Origin of the sequence: Streptomyces sp. ISL-66 (genome assembly GCF_018614135.1) — a bacterium.
In the GTDB taxonomy this organism is placed as follows: domain Bacteria; phylum Actinomycetota; class Actinomycetes; order Streptomycetales; family Streptomycetaceae; genus Streptomyces.
This window is the reverse complement of record NZ_JAGGOW010000072.1, coordinates 1-18,491: the sequence shown is the minus strand read 5'-3', so window position 1 is coordinate 18,491 and position 18,491 is coordinate 1. Positions and strand designations below refer to the sequence as shown.

Here is an 18,491-nt window from a genome sequence, read left to right as displayed (position 1 = left end):
CCCGCATCCGCCTGATCCCCGGCGTCCTCACCGCCGGCGCAGCCCTGTGGGCCGGCCTGGTGCTTCCCGCACCCGCTCAGGCCGCCGTTCCCGCCTCGCGCGCCGTCTCGTACACCAACCCCCTGGTGAACCAGCGGGCCGACGCCCAGATCTACAAGCACACCGACGGCTACTACTACTTCACCGCCACCGCCCCGGAGTACGACCGCATCATCCTGCGGCGCGCGACGACCATCCAGGGCCTGTCCACCGCTCCCGAGACGGTGATCTGGACCAAGCACGCCACCGGCGCGATGGCGAACCACATCTGGGCGCCGGAGATCCACTTCATCGACGGAAAGTGGTACGTCTACTTCGCCGCCGGCAGCTCCGACGACATCTGGAAGATCCGGATGTACGTCCTGGAGAGCTCCGGCGCCAACCCGCTGACCGGCGGCTGGACCGAAAAGGGTCAGATCTCCACCCCGATGGACAGCTTCGCGCTGGACGCCACCACCTTCGTCGTGGGCGGCACCCGCTACCTCAGCTGGGCCCAGAAGGACCCCGCGATCGCCACGAACTCCAACGTCTACATCGCCAAGATGTCGAACCCGTGGACCATCTCCGGCACGCCGACCCGGCTGACGGTGCCCACGTACAGTTGGGAGACGGCCGGCTACAAGGTCAACGAGGGTCCGGCGCTCATCCAGCGCGGTGGCAAGGTCTTCCTGAGCTACTCGGCCTCCGCGACCGACAGCAACTACTGCCTCGGCCTGCTCTCCGCCTCGGCGTCCGGCAACCTGCTCGACGCGGCCTCCTGGACGAAGAGCGCGACCCCCGTCTTCACGAGCAACACCGCGACCGGCCAATTCGGCCCGGGCCACAACCAGTTCACCACGTCCGAGGACGGCAAGAGCGACATCCTCGTCTACCACGACCGCAATTACAAGGACATCACCGGCGACCCGCTCGACGACCCCAACCGCCGCACCCGCGTCCAGAAGCTCTACTGGAACGCCGACGGCACTCCGAACTTCGGCATCCCGGTCGCGGACGGGGCCACGCCCAAGCGGCTGTCCTCCTACAACTACCCGGACCATTTCATCCGCCACTCCGGCTTCCGGGCGAAGCTGGAGCCGAACGTCACCAACCTGGCGGACTCCCAGTTCCGTACCGTGACCGGGCTCTCCGGCAGCGGCAGCGGCACGGTCTCGCTGGAGTCGGCGAACTTCCCCGGCTACTACCTGCACAGCAAGAACGGCGAGGTGTGGGTCGAGAAGAGCGACGGCACCACCGCCTTCAAGGACAGCGCCAGCTTCTACCAGCGCCCTGGCCTCGCCGACTCGGCGGGCGTCTCCTACGAGTCGTACAGCACCGCGGGGCAGTACCTGCGGCACTTCGACTTCCTGCTCCAGGTCCAGCCCGCGACCACCACGCTGTCCAAGGGCGACGCCACCTTCTGCCAGCAATAACAGCCCGCCCGCCCGCAGTTAGGCCACCCCGACACCTCCGACCATCTACATCCGGCCGGAGGTGTCGGTGTTGCATGTCGCCGTCGGGCGGTTTCCTGCCCAATGGGGCCGCCGCCAAGGCCGGACGGCTGGTCCACCGCGACGCCTCCAGGCCAGCGAGAAACCCCCTCCCTTGGGAGGGGGTTTCACTGCCGCCTGGTCCCAGCCGGCCCGGGGTGAGCGGTGGACGCGCTCCGGGTTGGTGATCTGTTGGTGATCTGTGACCCGGAAGGGTCAGGAGCCGACCTTGCGCTTGTTGTAGACGTCGAAGCCGACGGCGGCCAGTAGGACCAGGCCCTTGATGACCTGCTGGTAGTCGGTGCCGATGCCCACCAGCGACATGCCGTTGTTGAGGACGCCGAGCACCAGGCCGCCGATGATGGCGCCCAGTACGGTGCCGACACCGCCGGTGGCGGAGGCGCCGCCGATGAAGGCGGCGGCGATGGCCTCGAGTTCGAAGTTGATGCCCGCCTGCGGTGTACCGGCGTTGAGTCGCGCCGCGAAGACCATGCCGGCGAGCGCTGCCAGCACGCCCATGTTCACGAAGGCCAGGAAGACGACCCGCTTGCTCTTGACGCCCGAGAGCCTCGCCGCGGCCTCGTTCCCACCGATCGCGTAAGTGTGGCGGCCCAGGATGGAGTTGCGCATCAGATAGCCGAAGGCGAAGAGCAGTACACCCAGGATCAGCAGGACGATCGGGAAGCCGTGGTAGCTCGCCAGCAGCAGGGTGAACACCAGCACCGCGGCGGTGATGGCCGCGAGCTTGGCCAGGAAGTAGCCCATCGGGAGCAGGTCGAGACCGTAGCGGGCGGCCTGCCGTCGGCCCCGGATCTCCTGGAGGACGGACAGCGCGAGGACGGCCAGCCCGAGCAGCAGGGTCAGGTTGTGGTAGTTGGTGACCGGGCCGATCTCCGGCAGGAAGCCGCTGCTGATCTTCTGGAAGCCCTTGGGGAACGGCGCCACCGACTGGCCCTGCAGCAGGATCTGGGTGCCGCCGCGGAACAGCAGCATGCCCGCCAGGGTGACGATGAAGGACGGGATGCCGACGTAGGAGATCCAGAAGCCCTGCCAGGCCCCGGCCGCCGCACCGATCAGCAGCGCGACCGTGAGGGCCACCGGCCAGGGCAGGTCGTGCTTGACCATCATCACGGCCGCGGCCGCGCCGACGAAGGCGGCCAGTGAACCGACCGAGAGGTCGATGTGCCCGGCGATGATGACGATCATCATGCCGATCGCGAGGATCAGGATGTAACTGTTCTGCTGGATCAGATTGGTGATGTTGAGCGGCTTCAGCAGGGTGCCGTCGGTCCAGATCTGGAACAGTACGACGATGAGCGCCAGCGCGACCAGCATGCCGTACTGGCGGACGTTGCCGCGCAGGGTCCGCGCCAACAGGGCGACGGCGCCACCGCGCTCCGGCCCCGCGGGCCCGGCCGCCTTGGTTGCCGGGATGTCCTTGGTCTCTGTCTGGGCCATGCCCTACACCTGCTCGTCGTTGATTGCCGCGCTCACGGTCATGAGTCGCATGAGTGATTCCTGGGTCGCGTCCGCGCGGTCCACCTCGCCGGTGAGCCGGCCCTCGGCCATCGTGTAGATGCGGTCGCACATGCCGAGCAGCTCGGGCAGCTCGGAGGAGATGACCAGCACCGCTTTGCCCTGCGCGGCGAGTTCGGCGATCACCGTGTAGATCTCGGCCTTGGCGCCGATGTCGATCCCGCGCGTGGGTTCGTCGAGGATCAGCACCTCCGGCTCGGAGAAGATCCACTTGCTGAGGACGACCTTCTGCTGGTTGCCGCCGCTCAGCTTTCCGGTCTCCGCGAACACCGAGGGCGCCTTGATGCTCATCGTCTTGCGGAAGGACTCCGCGACCCGCCTCTCCTCGTGCTCGTTGACCCAGCCGCGCCGTGACACCTTGCCGAGCGCGCTCAGCGAGATGTTGCGGCTGATGTCGTCGATCAGGTTGAGCCCGAGGGTCTTGCGGTCCTCGGTGACGTACGCGATCCCGTGGCCGATCGCCTCGGGGACGGTGCGGGTGCGGATCTCGCTGCCGTCCATCAGCACCCGGCCGCCCGCGTAGCGCCCGTACGAGCGGCCGAAGACGCTCAGCGCCAGCTCGGTGCGGCCCGCGCCCATCAGGCCCGCGATGCCGACGATCTCGCCGCGGCGGACGTTCACCGAGACGCCGTCGACCACCTTTCGCTGCTGGTCGATCGGGTGGTGGACGGTCCAGTCCTCCACGGCGAAGGCGACCTCGCCGGCCTGCGGGCCTTCGGCTGCGTAGGGCTGCCGCTCGGGGTAGCGGTGCTCCAGGTCGCGGCCGACCATGCCCCGGATGATGCGGTCCTCGGAGATGCCCTCCGCCTCGACGGCGATGGTTTCGATGGTCCGGCCGTCGCGCAGGATGGTGACGGAGTCGGCGACCCGGGCGATCTCGTTGAGTTTGTGCGAAATGATGATGCAGGAGATGCCCTGGGCCTTGAGCTCCAGGATGAGGTCGAGCAGCTTGCGGCTGTCCTCGTCGTTCAGGGCGGCCGTAGGCTCGTCCAGGATCAGCAGCTTGACCTCTTTGGCGAGCGCCTTGGCGATCTCGACCAGCTGCTGCTTGCCCACGCCGATGTCCGCGACCCGAGTGTGAGGGCTCTCATGTAGGCCGACGCGCTTCAGCAGGGCGCCGGCGTGCGTGAGGGTCTTGTTCCAGCTGATGATGCCGCGGGTGGCGTGCTCATTGCCGAGGAAGATGTTCTCGGCGATGGACAGGTAGGGCACCAGGGCGAGCTCCTGGTGGATGATCACGATGCCGCGCCGTTCGCTGGCCCGGATGTCCTTGAAGGCGCAGGGCTCGCCCTGGAACATGATCTCGCCCTCGTAGGAGCCGTGCGGGTAGACGCCGCTCAGCACCTTCATCAGGGTGGACTTGCCTGCGCCGTTCTCGCCGCAGACGGCGTGGACCTCGCCGGGGGTGACGCTCAGATTGACGTCCGAGAGCGCCTTGACGCCGGGGAAGGACTTGCTGATCGAACGCATCTCGAGGACGGGTCCGGCCATGATGGTGCATCCGTATCTCTGGGGGCGGGCCGGCGGCGGACTCGTCTGGACGGTCCGCCGCCGGCCCCGCCGACTCGATGTGGCCCGGGGTTCGGCCGCTACTTCAGCTGGTCGGCGGTGTACTGCCCGCCGTCCACCAGCACCTTCTGGTAGTTCTCCTTGTCCACACTGACCGGCTGCAGCAGGTAGGCCGGGACCACCTTGGCGCCGTTCTCGTACTGCTTCGTGTCGTTCACCTCGGGCTTGCCGCCGGTGAGCAGCGCGTCGCCCATCTGCACCGCGACCTTGGCCAGCTCGCGCGTGTCCTTGTAGACGGTCTGGGTCTGCTCGCCCGCGAGGATGGACTTCACCGAGGCCAGCTCGGCGTCCTGGCCGGTGACGATCGGCAGCGGCTTGCCCGTCCCGCCGTAGCCGACGCCCTTGAGCGAGGACAGGATGCCGATCGAGATGCCGTCGTAGGGCGAGAGCACCGCGTCGACCCGGCCGGAGGTGTAGGACTTGCTCAGCAGGTTGTCCATCCGGGACTGGGCGACGCCGCCGTCCCAGCGCAGCGTGGCGACCTGGTTGAAGCCGGTCTGCCCGCTCTGGACGACCAGCTTCTTCTGGTCCACGTACGGCTGGAGCACGCTCATCGCGCCCTGGAAGAAGAAGGTGGCGTTGTTGTCGTCCGGCGAGCCCGCGAACAGTTCGACGTTGAAGGGGCCCTTGCCGCCGGCGAGGTCGAGCTTGTCGGCGATGTACGTGCCTTGGAGGACGCCGACCTTGAAGTTGTCGAAGGTCGCGTAGTAGTCGACGTTCTTGGTGCCGCGGATCAGGCGGTCGTACGAGACCACGGGGATCTTGGCGTCGGCGGCCTTCTGGAGGACTTCGGTGAGCGAGGAGCCGTCGATCGCGGCGACCACCAGCAGTTTGGCGCCCTTGGTGATCATGTTCTCGATCTGCGAGACCTGGTTCTCGACGACGTTGTCGCCGTACTGGAGATCGGTCTTGTAGCCCTTGTCCTGGAACTGCTTGACCATGTTGGTGCCGTCATTGATCCAGCGCTCCGACGACTTGGTGGGCATCGCGATGCCGACGAGACCGCCCTTGGCGTCGCCGCCGCCGCCCGTGCCGGCGCCGTCGCCGACGCCGTTGGCGCTCTGGCCGCAGGCCGCCAGTGTCAGCGTGAGGCCCGCAGCAGCGAGGGCCATCGAAACCTTGCGCACAATTCCTCCAGTGGTTTGCCGCGGTCGGCGCGACCGCGGCAAGGGGGCCTCGGATCGGGTCGAGCGGGGTCGAGCGCCGGCTGGCCCGGATAGGGCGGATGGGCCAGGGCGTGTGCTCGGGGCGGTACGGCCGGGCGGCCGGTGGACCAGGTGGTCCGGACCGGAGCTGCTCTGGCCTGGCGTTACACGAGTGTTAACGCTCACAGAAACGGCGTCAAGACCTTGAGGGAAGACTTCGCTCCCAAATTGTGAGCGTTAACAAAATGATGCGCAGTGCCGCTGACCGGCGGTGGAACGGCCACCCGCTCCTCCGCTCGACCCTTCTCATTGACGTGTCCATGGCATCACCGTAGGCTAGTAAGCGCTTTCTATCTCGTGCGAGATCCGCATGTCGTTCGTGCGACACAGGGACTCAGGAGAGATGCGAGGGCCTCTGTGCGGCCGCGTCCAGCACCTTCACTGACGTCCGTTGACTGCCCTCGGACAGCAAGCGCTTTCTGTTTCTCGGTCGAGAGCCGCACTGTCATGCCTGCATGCAGGCGACCACGGAGAAAGAACGAGCCCCCATGAAACCGAAATCCCCCCTGTCCTTACTCGCGTGCGCCGCCCTGGCGGTCGGCACGTTCGTGGCGCTGCCCGGTGGCACGGCCGCAGCCGCCCCCGTCCGCTACGAAGCCGAGAGCTCGCCGGCGCTCTGTACCGGCACCATCGACTCCGACTGGGCCGGCTACTCCGGCAGCGGATTCTGCAACGGCAACAACGCCGTCGGTGCCGACGCGCAGTTCACCGTGAACGCCCCCGCCCCGGGTACGGCGACACTGACGGTCCGCTTCGCCAACGGAACCACCACCGCAAGGCCCGCGGCCGTCACGGTGAACGGCTCGGCGGCCACATCGGCATCGTTCGAGGGCACCAGCACGTGGGCGACGTGGGCGACGAAGGCGCTCAGGGTGCCCGTCAAGGCGGGCAGCAACACCATCCGGCTCAGCCCCACCACCTCCGCCGGCCTGCCCAACATCGACTCCCTCGACTTCGAGGCCGACGCCACCACCCCGCCGCCCTCGGGCACCGCGCTGTACGTGGCGCCGAACGGCACCGACGGCGCGGCCGGTACGCAATCGGCCCCGACGACGCTCACCTCGGCGATCAGCCGCGTCACGGCCGGCGGGACGATCTATCTGCGCGGCGGCACCTACCGCTACTCCCAGACGGTCACCATCCCGCAGGGCAAGAACGGCACAGCGAGCGCCCGCACGAACCTGTCCGCCTACCCGGGCGAGACTCCGGTGCTGAACTTCTCGGCCATGAGCGAGGACCCGGCGAACCGAGGGATCGCCGTGAACGGGTCGTACTGGCACGTCAAGGGCATCGTCGTCGAGCGGGCCGGCGACAACGGGATCTTCGTCGGCGGCAGCAACAACGTCTTCGAGCGCACGGTGACGCGCTTCAACCGGGACACTGGCCTCCAGCTCTCGCGGATGGCCTCCACCACCCCGCGCGACCAGTGGCCGTCCAACAACGTCATCCTGAGCGCGGAGTCGCACGACAACGCCGATTCCGACGGGGAGGACGCCGACGGCTTCGCGGCGAAGCTCACCGTCGGCCCCGGCAACGTCTTCCGCTACGCCGTGTCCCACAACAACATCGACGACGGCTGGGACCTCTACACCAAGACCGACACCGGCCCCATCGGTCCGGTCACCATCGAGGACTCCCTCGCCTACGGCAACGGCACCCTCTCCGACGGCACCGTGAACTCCAACGGTGACCGCAACGGCTACAAGCTCGGCGGCGAGGACATCAAGGTCAACCACGTCATCCGGCGCAGCATCGCCTACCACAACGGCAAGCACGGCTTCACCTACAACAGCAACCCCGGCTCCATGTCGGTGTCGGACAACATCAGCATCGACAACGCCCAGCGCAACTACTCGTTCGACGCCGGCACCTCGGTGTTCCGCAACAACGTCTCGTGCCGCAGCGGCAGCGGAACGAACGACAGGACCATCGGCGACGCCGACAGCTCGAACCAGTTCTGGTCCGGCGCCAACGGATCCCGGTGCTCTTCCTACGCCGGCCCCCTGAACTGGTCCTTCGCCGCTGACGGCCGCCTCGCTGTCACTTTCGGCGGCACGCTGGTATCTCCGTAGCCCGGGCTGCCCGACTGGGTGGAGGGCCTGCGTACCCGGTTGGGCGACGGCGAATCAGTGCCTTGGTTCGACCCTGCCTCGGGCGGTGTGGAAGCCCGGAGCCTCTTCCTGCTGGAAGCACCGGTTGCCGCCTACTACTTGAGCCGAATAGCGGGCCTTGGTCGTTGCGGCGGACTTCGCGCCGATCGAAGTGGCTGAGGAACTCATGCCATTCCTCATCGGTGGGGACGCCGTATTCCTTGCTCGGGCGCAGGGGCCTGCGGCGGGCGAGAAAGGCCATGTCCGCCTGGATCGCCTCTTCGAGGCAGACCGGCCAATGGTGGAGTCGGGTATGGGAACTGTCCGAATGCCTCAGCCATTGCGGACCCAGGCGGTGAACTCGTTTACGAGACCGGGCGGGTTGGCGGCCTCGGTTCGCCGGGCGATCATCTCGTAGTACTCCAGCTCGTGGACGATCACTGGCACCGTTCGGCCGACCGATCTTTCGATGACGCCAGTCGCATGGAGGGTTCGGGCGAGCTGGCAGCAGATCTGGTTGAACTGGGACTCGATCTGCGCGGCCAGCGGCCCGATGACTGGCACCCAGTCGGCGGGGTCGGTCGGCTCCTCGTACCAAAGTCCGAGTTCGGTGATCCACTCCTGGCGAGCTATGGCCCCGCCGGGGTCGCTGGTCAGGTCGCCGACCACGGTCAGCTGGTTCTGTATCCAGAAGGCGTAGTTCCAGCGGGCTTCTGCCTGGTCAGAGGCGTCCTGGATGTTGCGTCGAGCCTGAGCTTCAGTGTTGTAGCCGATCGTCAGGGTCGGCTGACGAGGGTCGTCGTCCTCATTGTCGATGAGGAAGGAGACAGCGTAGATGTCGCCGGCGTCGGCGGCCGGGATGGATACGAGGGCCCTCTCAGCGACGTGCTGAAGGTGATCGTTGAACGTCACGGTCGGCGGGGTCCCGTCGGTAGAGGTCATGAGTCCCACTGGTCGCAGTACTCGATGTGGATCTCGCGCGCGTCGCCGAGAATGCCGTCGTTGGAGTGGAGCTCGGTGCAGAAGTGCGGACGGCTCGGATGGGCGGGGACGTATTCGGGACCGTTTCGGGCGACGTGGAGGAAGTGTCGGGCAGTGTCCCTGAACACCTTCGCGCTGCCGGTCATGAACAGAGTCTCGGCGTGGAGATGCTGGTGAAACAGATCTCGGTTCTCCCGGTAGTGCCGTGCCTCGTGGTCGATCACGGCTTCGCCCGTTTGCTCTGGGCTGGGCAGCGTCACCGTCTGCGGACGCCCCGCGCCGAGCCGCCCGCGTATTTCCTTCCAGCGTGAGGGCGCGAACTGGAGAGAGTGGTGCAGCAGCACGAGATCAAGCTGCCGCGTGCCCTTTTCTGGCAGCTCGCGGGAGGGGGCCTGGTTGGCTCGCATCGGCAGGTGGACCAGTGAGCGCGGTGACGAGGCGGCGAGCGTCCATAGCGCGCCGATTCGCCGCGCGGCGTCCTGACCGAGGTAGGCGTTCAGGTGCCGGTCGTGGTCGATGAGCGCGGCGTGGACCAGGGGACGGGCTGGTCGGATGACCTTGAACTCCGCTGACCCGAGACGTGCTTGGTGGATGGTGATCGGTAGCTTCATTTGTTCCAGTGTGCGTGCATGTCGCTGAGCAGGCTGAGGTCGGAGGCGTTCTGCCTGAGGGTGATGGTGCCTGGCTCGCCCAGGGTGGACGGGGGTTGGCGGGAGGCGACGTTCTTCCAGGAGGCCCAGAGGGCGTGACGGGTGGCGCGGCGGGCGAGGGTGGTGAGGGGCCACGGGGCGGTGACGGGGCGGTGGTCGTAGGCCAGCATGCGGCTGCTGCGCCGGGGTGCGATGACGAGGCCTTCGATGCGCAGACGTGTCGGTTCGCCCGCGGGGCCGGAGGTCTCCACGAAGCGGATGTCGCCGACGTGGCCGATGTCGCGGCCGGTGGCGTCCAGGACGCGCGCGCCCATGAGGTCAGCCAGGCGCATGGCCGGATCCGGGAAGTGGGGCGATGACGTGGTCACGGGTCCAGTCCTCCAGTGGATGTACGGCTTCTTCGTCGGTCGGGGTCGTCGCTGTCAGGGCGGCGCCGATGCGGGTGATGCGGGACATGTCGATGCGTGCATGACCGGGTGTGTCGCCGGTGGTGAGTCGGCGTGCGACGGCGTCGAGGAGACGGGCCGGTCGGCCGGACAGGCGGGGGGCGAGGGCAGTGGGGCCGATGAGGATCGCGGTCACGTAGAGGTGTCCGTGGTCGTCCTCGGACAGTTCGAGGTCGTCGACTTTGGCGAGCGGGACCCCGTCCTGGTCGAGGATCTGGCGGTCCAGGAGGTGGAAGCGGGCGCTGTAGGCGCGGCCGGGCTCGCGTTCGTCCCCGGTACGCGGCGGGGGGTGCTGGGGCATCACAGTCCTGCTTTCGTCGCGAACATCAGGGGAAGGGCGGCGAGGGAGGCGGCCAGGACGATCAGCAGGTAGATCACGCCGAGGGTGTTGGCCAGGCGGCCGTTGACCGCATCGCCCATGTATTCGTGGTCGTTGGCCACCACGAGGATCGGCAGGTACGTCAGCGGCAGCGCGACGGCCGCGAAGACCAGCGAGTACTCGGTGACCTTGATGGGATCGATGCCTGTCAGCACCAGCATCGCGCCCACGATCATCGAGACGATCACCACCGTGTGGAAGCGGGAAGCGGTCTGCGGCGCCTTCGTCTTGCCCCACGTCCAGCCGAAGTACTGGGCGACCGTGTAGCCGCACGACAGGGCCGTCTCCAGGGCCGCACCGAACGTAGCGGCGAACACACCCAGCAGGACGAAGGCGAAACCCACCTTGCCGAGGGACAGCACCACGGGCAGCGTGACCTGGGAGAGGTGGTCGACCGCGATGCCCGCGGGGTGCAGTACGAGCGCGGCCGCGGTCATGATGGACAGGGCGAGCAGACCTCCCAGGGGGAAGCCGACGAAGACGTTCACGCGTGAGACGACCAGGTCCTTGCGGCTCCAGTGTTCCTCGATGCCGCCAGAGGAGAAGAAGAACACCTCGTACGGGGTCATGGCGCTGGCGAACAGGGCGATGCCGTAGTACAGGTACGTCGGAAGGCCTTCGCCGGCCGGTACCTGCGGATGGGCGACCTGCTGCCACACGCTTCCCCACCGCGGATCCAGGTGGAGCACCGCGACGATGAAGACGACGAGAGCCAGACCGGCCAGGCCGAAGACCCGCTCCATCGTCTCGAACTTGGTCCGCCAGATGACCATCCACACGGCGAAGGCAACCCCGGGGATCCACAGCAGGTAGGAGACCGAAGTCAGCAGTTCCAGGGCCAGCGCCACACCCGCGAGCTCGGCGGCCAAAGTGAGCAAGGTGACCAGGAACGAGCCGGTGAGGTTGGCGAACGCGACGCGGGGCCCGAGCCGCTCACGAACGATGTCGAAGGTCGGACGCCCCGACACCGCGGCCACCCGCCCGGCCATCTCCGCGTAGACGCAGATCCCCACGACGCCGAGCAGCAACACCCACACCAGGGCGAACCCGAAGCGGGCGCCGACCAGGGAGGACGCGACAAGGTCCCCGATGTCGACGAAGCCGCCGATGGCGGTCAGGATGCCGAGGGTCACGGCCAGGAAACGCTTCACGACAGCTGCTCCCCCAATCGGTCCAACCGCTCCTTCACCTTCGTCAACTCCGCCACCTGGGTCCCCGACTCGGTGACCTGCCCTCGGCGGGCGGCGATCCGTGCACGTGCCAGCGCGTCGCCCGCGTCCGACAGGGCTTCCTCCACCTGATCACGTACCTTGTCGGCGGCCTCGCCGGGCGGCTGGCGTGAGGTGAACGCCTGCTCGGCGCCGGCCAAGTCCTTCTCGGCCTCGCCGAGCAGGACCGACAGGTACGGGCCGGTGGCCTTACCCCGGCCTGCCGCCTCTACGGCGAGGCGCGCCGTGCCGACCGCGGAGGCGGCGGCTTCGGCCGTGTTGGCCGCTTTGAGCCGGTAATCGGCCTCCGTACGCGAGGAGCCGGCGCAACCGGCGGCCGACAGGCACACGACGACCGACAGCAGCCAGACGGCCAGACGCGACAGCAGCCCGGCGGCCGGGCGCGACGGACGGGGGGCGGACATCAGCGGCCCCGCAGGACGAAATACGCGGCGAGTGTCAAAAGCAGGACCAGCTGGCCCCAACCCGCCAGCAGCACCAATCCCGTATCCATCCAGGCCTCCCGCTTCTCGTAGCCGACCGGACATGCTTCTACCCGCGGAAGTGAGCGGCAGACGCTGCCTGAAATCCCAAGACCCTGAGGCCGGGGACGGGCCTGCCGCCACCGGGCCGGCCATGCAGTCAGCCGGGTGTGTCCGCACGCCGCGGAGGCACTCACCTGGCCCGAAGGAGGTGTTGGCAAAAACCTTTGATCGTGACGTGCTTCCCCCCGTTAACCTGGGAAAATGCTCACAGAAGTGATCGCGACCCGCTACGTCACGCCCCTGCGTGAGGGCGGCTCGCTGCCGGGGATCGTCGAGGCCGACGATTTCGGAACATACGTCATGAAATTCACCGGAGCCGGCCAGGGCCGCAAGACCCTGGTCGCCGAAGTCATCTGCGGCCGCCTGGCCCAGCGGCTGGGGCTGCGCGTCCCCGGATTGGTGCAGATGCAGCTCGACCCCGTGATCGGGCTCGGCGAGCCCGACCAGGAGGTCCAGGAGCTGCTCAAGGCCAGCGGGGGGCTGAACCTCGGGATGGACTACCTCCCCGGCTCGATCGGCTTCGACCCGCTGGCCTACCGGGTGGACCCGGTCGAGGCGGGGCGCGTCGTCTGGTTCGACGCCCTGATCAACAACGTCGACCGGTCCTGGCGCAATCCAAACATGTTGGTCTGGCACGGCGACGTCTGGCTCATCGACCACGGCGCCACCATGATCTGGCACCACAACTGGCCCACGGCCGAGAGCGCCGCCGCCAAGCCGTACAACGCCTCCGATCACGTACTGGCCCCGGCCGGTCCGGATATCGCCGCGGCGGCCGCCGAGCTCGCCCCCCTCGTCACGAGGGAGCTGCTCACCGAGGTCGCGGCCGACGTGCCGGACGAGTGGCTGGTCGACGAGCCCGGTTTCGACTCCACCGACGCGCTGCGCCGCGCCTACGTCGACGCGCTGCTGCCGCGCGCCGCCACGATCCACGAGAGGATCACCATGGAGGCCGAGGTCAAGACCCAGGCCGGTCCTCCCGGCTGGCTTGCCGACCGCCTCGACCCCCGTCCCCGGAAGAACAAGAGCGACCACGAGTGACCAAGCGGGACGTGTTCGAGTACGCACTGGTGCGTGTGGTGCCCAGGATGGAGCGCGGCGAGTGTTTCAACGCCGGCGTGATCGTCTACTGCCGGGCGCATTCCTACGTGGCCGCGCGCACCCACCTCGACGAGGCCAAGCTGCTCGCCCTGGACCCGAACGCCGACCTGGCCGGGGTCCGGGCCGCGCTGCGCGGTATCGAGGGCCTGTGCGGCGGGGGCGAGCTCGCGGGCCAGGCGGCCGGCGACGACCCCGGCCGCCGCTTCCGGTGGCTGATCGCGCCGCGCAGCACGGTGGTGCAGCCCGGCCCGGTGCACACCGGCCTGACGGCCGACCCGCGGGCCGAGGTGGAACGGCTCCTGGACTTGCTGGTCCGCTGAGCGGCGGCCGGAGGGCCGAGCCGTCGCGCTGCCGGAAGGCCGATCGGCGCGTGCGACAGGAGCCCTGGAACCTGGTGGCGTTGACACCGGGTGCCAGGGCTCCTAGCGTCTCCTCAGCTGAAGCTACTAAGCGGTTGCTCACCCCCGAGGGGCCGCTTTCCGAGGGCGAGGAGAACCAGCATGTCCACCACCGAGCAACGCGTCGCGATCGTGACCGGGGCGGCCCGGGGCATCGGCGCGGCCACGGCCGTGCGCCTGGCCGCCGAAGGCCGGGCGGTCGCCGTACTCGACCTGGACGAGGCGGCCTGCAAGGACACCGTGGAGGTGATCACGGCGGCGGGCGGCAAGGCCGTCGCGATCGGCTGCGACGTCTCCGACAGCGCGCAGGTGGAGGCGGCCGTGGAGCGGGTGGCGAGCCTGCTCGGCGCCCCGACCATCCTGGTCAACAACGCGGGTGTGCTGCGCGACAACCTGCTCTTCAAGATGAGCGAGACGGACTGGGACACCGTCATGAACGTGCACCTGCGCGGCGCGTTCCTGATGTCGAAGGCCTGCCAGAAGCACATGGTGGACGCCAAGTTCGGCCGGATCGTGAGCCTCTCCAGCAGCTCCGCGCTCGGCAACCGCGGCCAGGCCAACTATTCGGCCGCCAAGGCCGGTCTCCAGGGCTTCACCAAGACCCTCGCCATCGAGCTCGGCAAGTTCGGCATCACCGCGAACGCCGTCGCCCCCGGCTTCATCGTGACCGAGATGACCGCGCACACGGCCGCCCGCGTCGGCATGGACTTCGAGGACTTCCAGGCCGCTGCCGCCACCCAGATCCCGGTGCAGCGCGTGGGGCGCCCGGACGACGTGGCCAACGCGATCGCCTTCTTCACCGGCGAGGCCGCCGGCTTCGTCTCAGGCCAGGTCATGTACGTGGCCGGCGGCCCGCTCAGCTGACGAGAGGCAGGCGCACGACATGAGTCACGAAGCAACGGACAGCGGCAAGGTCGCGCTGATCACCGGCGCGAGCCGGGGCATCGGCTACGGCATCGCCGAAGCGCTGGTGGCGCGGGGCGACCGGCTCTGCATCACCGGGCGGGGCGAGGAGGCCCTCAAGGAGGCTGTCGAGCGGCTCGGCGCGGACCGGGTGATCGGGGTCGCGGGGAAGGCGCACGACGAGGCCCACCAGGCCGTCGCGGTGGAGCGCACGATGGAGGCCTTCGGCCGCGTCGACTTCCTGATCAACAACGCGGGGACCAATCCGGTCTTCGGTCCGATCGCGGACCTCGACCTCGGGGTGGCCCGCAAGGTCTTCGAGACCAACGTGATCTCGGCGCTCGGCTTCGCCCAGCGCACCTGGCACGCCTGGCAGAAGGAGAACGGCGGGGCGATCGTGAACATCGCCTCGATCGCCGGAGTCTCCGCCTCGCCCTTCATCGGGGCGTACGGGATGAGCAAGGCCGCCATGATCAACCTGACCCTCCAGCTCGCCCACGAGATGGCCCCGGGGGTCCGGGTCAACGCGATCGCGCCCGCGGTCGTGAAGACCAAGTTCGCGCAGGCGCTCTACGAGGGCCGGGAGCAGGAGGCCGCGGCGGCCTATCCGCTGGGCCGGCTCGGGGTCCCGCAGGACATCGGAGGGGCCGCCGCGTTCCTCACATCTGCACAAGCGGAATGGATCACGGGACAAACTCTGGTGGTCGACGGGGGAATGTTCCTCAATGCCGGAGTGCATTGACCGATAGTCGGACGCATTTGCCTTCCATGGGGAGGCAAATGTGTACCGAATACGCCCTTAATCGGTCAAGTGCCGCACGAAACCTGCCCATTGGATTTGTGATGCACTGCGGTAGGGTCTGCCGCACCCCTGGCTGATCGAGGAGCGTGCACGTGTTCAACCGGACCAGATGCCTGCAGATCTCTGCGGCCCTTGCGTCCATATCCCTGCTCTCCGGATGCGGTCTGTTCTCGGACGGCGGCAGTGACGGCGCGCAGCGGATCACCGTAGGAACGACGAGCGCACCCACCACCCTCGATCCGGCGGCGGCCTGGGACGGCTCCTGGGAGCTGTACCGGAACGTCTACCAGACGCTGCTGGCGTTCCCCACGGGGGCGACCAAGCCCCAGCCGGACGCCGCCCAGAGCTGCGAGTTCACGGACTCCGCGAACGAGTCGTACCGCTGCGTCCTGAAGAAGGGCCTGAAGTTCTCCAACGGCGAGCCGCTCGACGCCAAGGCCGTCAAGCACTCCCTCGACCGGATCAAGAAGATCGACGCCCCGTCCGGTCCCAAGGCGCTCTTCGGCAGCCTGGACAAGATCGAGACGCCGGACGCGCTGACCGTGGTCTTCAACCTGAACACTCCGGACGCCACCTTCCCGTTCGTCCTCGGCTCGCCGGCCGCCTCCCTGGTCGCGCCGAAGGACTACCCGGCCGACAAGCTGCGCAAGGACGACAAGGTCACGGGCTCCGGCCCGTACACCCTGGAGTCCTACAAGGAAGCCGGCGAGGCGGTCCTGAACAGCAACGACGGCTACACCGGCTTCGCCAACCGCCGCAACAACGGCGTGACCGTCCGCTACTTCGCCGACTCCAAGACGATGATCGCGGCGCTCAAGTCCAAGGACATCGACGCGACCTACCGAGGCCTGTCCGCCACGGAGATCAAGGACCTGCAGACCCCCGAGTCGCACAACGAGGGCGTCCAGGTCGTCGAGAACTTCGGTGCGGAGATCCGCTACCTGGTCTTCAACCCCAAGGACCCGCAGGTCGCCAAACTCGCGGTGCGCCAGGCGATCGCCCAGATCGTCGACCGGGGCGCGCTCGTCTCCAAGGTCTACCAGGGCACCGCCGAGCCGCTGTACTCGATGGTCCCCAAGGGGGTCGTCGGCCACAAGACGCCCTTCTACGACATGTACGGCCAGGTGGACGTCGCCAAGGCCAAGAAGATCCTCAAGGATGCCGGGATCACGCAGCAGGTCGACCTGACCTTCTGGTACACCACCGACCGCTACGGCGCGTCCACGGCGGACGAGTTCACCGAGCTCAAGCGCCAGCTCGAGGAGAGCGGCCTCTTCAGGATCACCCTGCGCGGCCAGCCCTGGAAGGCCTTCCAGGAGGGCTACAAGAAGGGCGAGTACCCGGTCTTCGGCCGAGGCTGGTTCCCCGACTTCCCGGACCCGGACAACTTCATCGCCCCGTTCGTCGGCAAGGACAACGCGGTCGGCACCCCGTACGAGGCCACCGAGATCCTCACCGACCTGCTCCCCAAGTCCCGCCGCGAGAGCGACCGGTCCGTGGGCGTCCGCGAGTTCGAGCAGGCCCAGCAGATCTTCGCCCAGGACGTCCGGCTGCTGCCGCTGTGGCAGGGCAAGCTGTACGTGGCCGCGCGCGAGGACATCGGGGGCGCCGAGCGGGCGCTCGACCCGCAGACCGTCATGCAGGTCTGGGAGCTGTACCGCAAGGCCAGCTGGTAGCCGCCCCGGCGGTGCGGGCGGTGCGGGCGGTGTGGGCGGACGCGGTCGGATGCGGCGTTGTCAGTGGCCCCGGGTAGGTTTCGATCAGTCGCGCGAAGCACTTGCGCGAGCATGAGGAACTTGTACCGGAGGTTGTCGCCGTGACCCAGATGCTGCCCGAGTCCTGGCTCCCCGTCCTCGGCGGGGAGCTGGACCAGCCCTACTTCAAAGAGCTCACCGAGTTCGTCGAGAAGGAGCGGGCGAACGGGCCGGTCTACCCGCCCCGCGATCAGGTCTTCGCGGCCCTGGAGGCCACTCCCTTCGACAAGGTGAAGGTCCTGGTCCTCGGCCAGGACCCGTACCACGGCGCCGGCCAGGGACACGGCCTCTGCTTCTCCGTGCGGCCCGGCGTGAAGACCCCGCCCTCGCTCCGCAACATCTACAAGGAGATGCACGCCGAGCTCGGCATCCCCGTCCCGGACAACGGCTATCTGATGCCGTGGGCCGAGCAGGGCGTCCTGCTGCTCAACGCGGTGCTCACCGTCCGGGAGGCGGAGCCCAACTCGCACAAGGCCAAGGGCTGGGAGCGGTTCACCGACGCGGTGATCCGCGCGGTGGCCGAGCGCCCCGACCCCGCCGTCTTCGTCCTGTGGGGGGCGTACGCGCAGAAGAAGCTCCCGCTGATCGACGAGGAGCGGCACGCGGTCGTCAAGGGTGCCCACCCCTCGCCGCTGTCGGCCAAGAAGTTCTTCGGCTCCCGCCCCTTCACGCAGATCAACGAGGCCGTCGCCGCCCAGGGCCATGAGCCGATCGACTGGCGGATCCCGGACCTGGGCTGATGCCCGACCGCGCCTGGGCGGCATTGCCCGTACCTCCGGCTAGCGTCTTGATGATCAGACCGGAGCAGGTCTGGCAGAGCAAGCCGGAGGCCGCGTTGACGGAGCAGCAGGAGGCGTCGGAGGACGCCGTCATGACCAGGATCGGCCAAGCGGTCATCTTGCTGCACGCCGGTGACCGCGAGGAGGCCCGCAACAGGCTCGGCGAGATCTGGTCCGAGATCGGCGAGCAGGGGGACTCCCTGCACCGCTGCACCCTCGCGCACTACATGGCCGACGCCCAGGACGACCCGGCCGAGGAGCTGGCCTGGGACCTGAAGGCCCTGACCGCCGCCGACGGGCCCGTTCCACCGGCGGCCGTCCGGGTCTTCTACCCGTCGCTGCACCTGAGCCTGGCCACCGACTACGTGAAGCTGCGGCGGCCCGAAGCGGCCCGGATCCACCTGGCGCGTGCCCGCGCCGCCACCGGGGCGCTGGCCGACGACATGTACGGGAACGGCGTACGGGCCGCCATCACCCGGCTGGAGCGGCGGCTCGAGGCCGAGCCGGGCGACGCGCCCCGGCCGTTCCCGGAGCAGAACCCGTAGCCGGGACCCCGGTGGCCCCGGCCGCGCCCGGGGTCCCGGCCCGGCAGGCCGGGCACGGCAGCCGGCCGGGCGGGGCACCCTCCTGGCAGGGC

Annotated in this window: 18 protein-coding genes; 9 read left to right on the top strand and 9 right to left on the bottom strand. The window is 68.4% G+C overall.

The genetic code is table 11. From position 1 onward, the window contains the following. Positions 1–5 precede the first annotated feature (5 nt). A complete protein-coding gene (locus J7E97_RS14920) occupies positions 6–1,451 on the top strand; it encodes a family 43 glycosylhydrolase (RefSeq protein ID WP_215027303.1) in 1,446 nt (481 codons plus the stop codon). A 273-nt stretch (positions 1,452–1,724) separates the two neighbouring features. Here J7E97_RS14920 and mmsB read toward each other — a convergent pair whose 3' ends face one another. The 3 genes from mmsB to chvE all read right to left on the bottom strand — a co-directional run bounded on the left by mmsB (position 1,725) and on the right by chvE (position 5,725). Continuing rightward, the gene (gene mmsB / locus J7E97_RS14915; protein ID WP_215027152.1) at positions 1,725–2,966 is read right to left on the bottom strand and encodes a multiple monosaccharide ABC transporter permease; all 1,242 of its coding nucleotides are present in this window, start codon (positions 2,964–2,966) and stop codon (positions 1,725–1,727) included. A gap of 3 nt (positions 2,967–2,969) precedes the next feature. Continuing rightward, positions 2,970–4,535 (bottom strand): multiple monosaccharide ABC transporter ATP-binding protein, encoded by a 1,566-nt coding sequence (gene mmsA / locus J7E97_RS14910; RefSeq protein WP_215027149.1) that lies wholly within the window; start codon positions 4,533–4,535, stop codon positions 2,970–2,972. 98 nt (positions 4,536–4,633) lie between these two features. Further along, the gene (chvE, locus tag J7E97_RS14905) at positions 4,634–5,725 is read right to left on the bottom strand and encodes a multiple monosaccharide ABC transporter substrate-binding protein (protein WP_215027301.1); all 1,092 of its coding nucleotides are present in this window, start codon (positions 5,723–5,725) and stop codon (positions 4,634–4,636) included. Positions 5,726–6,306: 581 nt separating this feature from the next. Here chvE and J7E97_RS14900 point away from each other — a divergent pair. Then, positions 6,307–7,890, top strand: a complete 1,584-nt coding sequence (locus J7E97_RS14900; RefSeq protein WP_215027147.1) for a carbohydrate-binding protein — start codon at positions 6,307–6,309, stop codon at positions 7,888–7,890. Between the two features lie 351 nt (positions 7,891–8,241). On the opposite strand, the gene J7E97_RS35835 is transcribed toward J7E97_RS14900, so the two are convergent. The 6 genes from J7E97_RS35835 to J7E97_RS14870 are packed head-to-tail and all read right to left on the bottom strand — an operon-like array spanning position 8,242 to position 11,997. Beyond that, entirely contained in the window at positions 8,242–8,820 is a 579-nt protein-coding gene (locus tag J7E97_RS35835; protein ID WP_251054542.1) for a hypothetical protein, read from the bottom strand. A gap of 26 nt (positions 8,821–8,846) precedes the next feature. Beyond that, positions 8,847–9,500: a hypothetical protein gene (locus tag J7E97_RS14890; protein WP_215027144.1), complete on the bottom strand. Its 654-nt coding sequence runs from the start codon at positions 9,498–9,500 to the stop codon at positions 8,847–8,849. Beyond that, a complete protein-coding gene (locus J7E97_RS14885; protein ID WP_215027140.1) occupies positions 9,497–9,871 on the bottom strand; it encodes a PRC-barrel domain-containing protein in 375 nt (124 codons plus the stop codon). Before J7E97_RS14885 ends, J7E97_RS14890 begins: the two co-directional genes overlap by 4 nt. Then, positions 9,858–10,286: a hypothetical protein gene (locus tag J7E97_RS14880; protein WP_215027137.1), complete on the bottom strand. Its 429-nt coding sequence runs from the start codon at positions 10,284–10,286 to the stop codon at positions 9,858–9,860. The genes J7E97_RS14885 and J7E97_RS14880 overlap by 14 nt, the downstream gene beginning before the upstream one ends. Beyond that, the gene (locus J7E97_RS14875; RefSeq protein ID WP_215027134.1) at positions 10,286–11,515 is read right to left on the bottom strand and encodes an NRAMP family divalent metal transporter; all 1,230 of its coding nucleotides are present in this window, start codon (positions 11,513–11,515) and stop codon (positions 10,286–10,288) included. The genes J7E97_RS14880 and J7E97_RS14875 overlap by 1 nt, the downstream gene beginning before the upstream one ends. Beyond that, a complete protein-coding gene (locus tag J7E97_RS14870; protein WP_215027131.1) occupies positions 11,512–11,997 on the bottom strand; it encodes a hypothetical protein in 486 nt (161 codons plus the stop codon). Before J7E97_RS14870 ends, J7E97_RS14875 begins: the two co-directional genes overlap by 4 nt. A 321-nt stretch (positions 11,998–12,318) precedes the next feature. Here J7E97_RS14870 and J7E97_RS14865 point away from each other — a divergent pair, with 321 nt between their 5' ends. The 7 genes from J7E97_RS14865 to J7E97_RS14835 all read left to right on the top strand — a co-directional run bounded on the left by J7E97_RS14865 (position 12,319) and on the right by J7E97_RS14835 (position 18,399). After that, entirely contained in the window at positions 12,319–13,158 is an 840-nt protein-coding gene (locus J7E97_RS14865) for a HipA family kinase (RefSeq protein WP_215027128.1), read from the top strand. Then, positions 13,155–13,538: a DUF3037 domain-containing protein gene (locus J7E97_RS14860; RefSeq protein WP_215027125.1), complete on the top strand. Its 384-nt coding sequence runs from the start codon at positions 13,155–13,157 to the stop codon at positions 13,536–13,538. The genes J7E97_RS14865 and J7E97_RS14860 overlap by 4 nt, the downstream gene beginning before the upstream one ends. Before the next feature lie 180 nt (positions 13,539–13,718). Continuing rightward, entirely contained in the window at positions 13,719–14,480 is a 762-nt protein-coding gene (fabG, locus tag J7E97_RS14855) for a 3-oxoacyl-ACP reductase FabG (protein ID WP_215027122.1), read from the top strand. 19 nt (positions 14,481–14,499) lie between these two features. Then, positions 14,500–15,261 carry an SDR family oxidoreductase gene (locus J7E97_RS14850; protein ID WP_215027118.1) on the top strand — a complete coding sequence of 254 codons (762 nt, stop codon included), beginning with the start codon at positions 14,500–14,502 and terminating at the stop codon, positions 15,259–15,261. Between the two features lie 152 nt (positions 15,262–15,413). Beyond that, positions 15,414–16,997 (top strand): ABC transporter substrate-binding protein, encoded by a 1,584-nt coding sequence (locus J7E97_RS14845; protein ID WP_215027115.1) that lies wholly within the window; start codon positions 15,414–15,416, stop codon positions 16,995–16,997. Positions 16,998–17,146: 149 nt separating this feature from the next. After that, the gene (gene ung / locus J7E97_RS14840; RefSeq protein ID WP_215027297.1) at positions 17,147–17,815 is read left to right on the top strand and encodes a uracil-DNA glycosylase; all 669 of its coding nucleotides are present in this window, start codon (positions 17,147–17,149) and stop codon (positions 17,813–17,815) included. Between the two features lie 50 nt (positions 17,816–17,865). Continuing rightward, positions 17,866–18,399 carry a hypothetical protein gene (locus J7E97_RS14835; protein ID WP_215027112.1) on the top strand — a complete coding sequence of 178 codons (534 nt, stop codon included), beginning with the start codon at positions 17,866–17,868 and terminating at the stop codon, positions 18,397–18,399. The last annotated feature ends 92 nt before the right edge of the window (positions 18,400–18,491 follow it).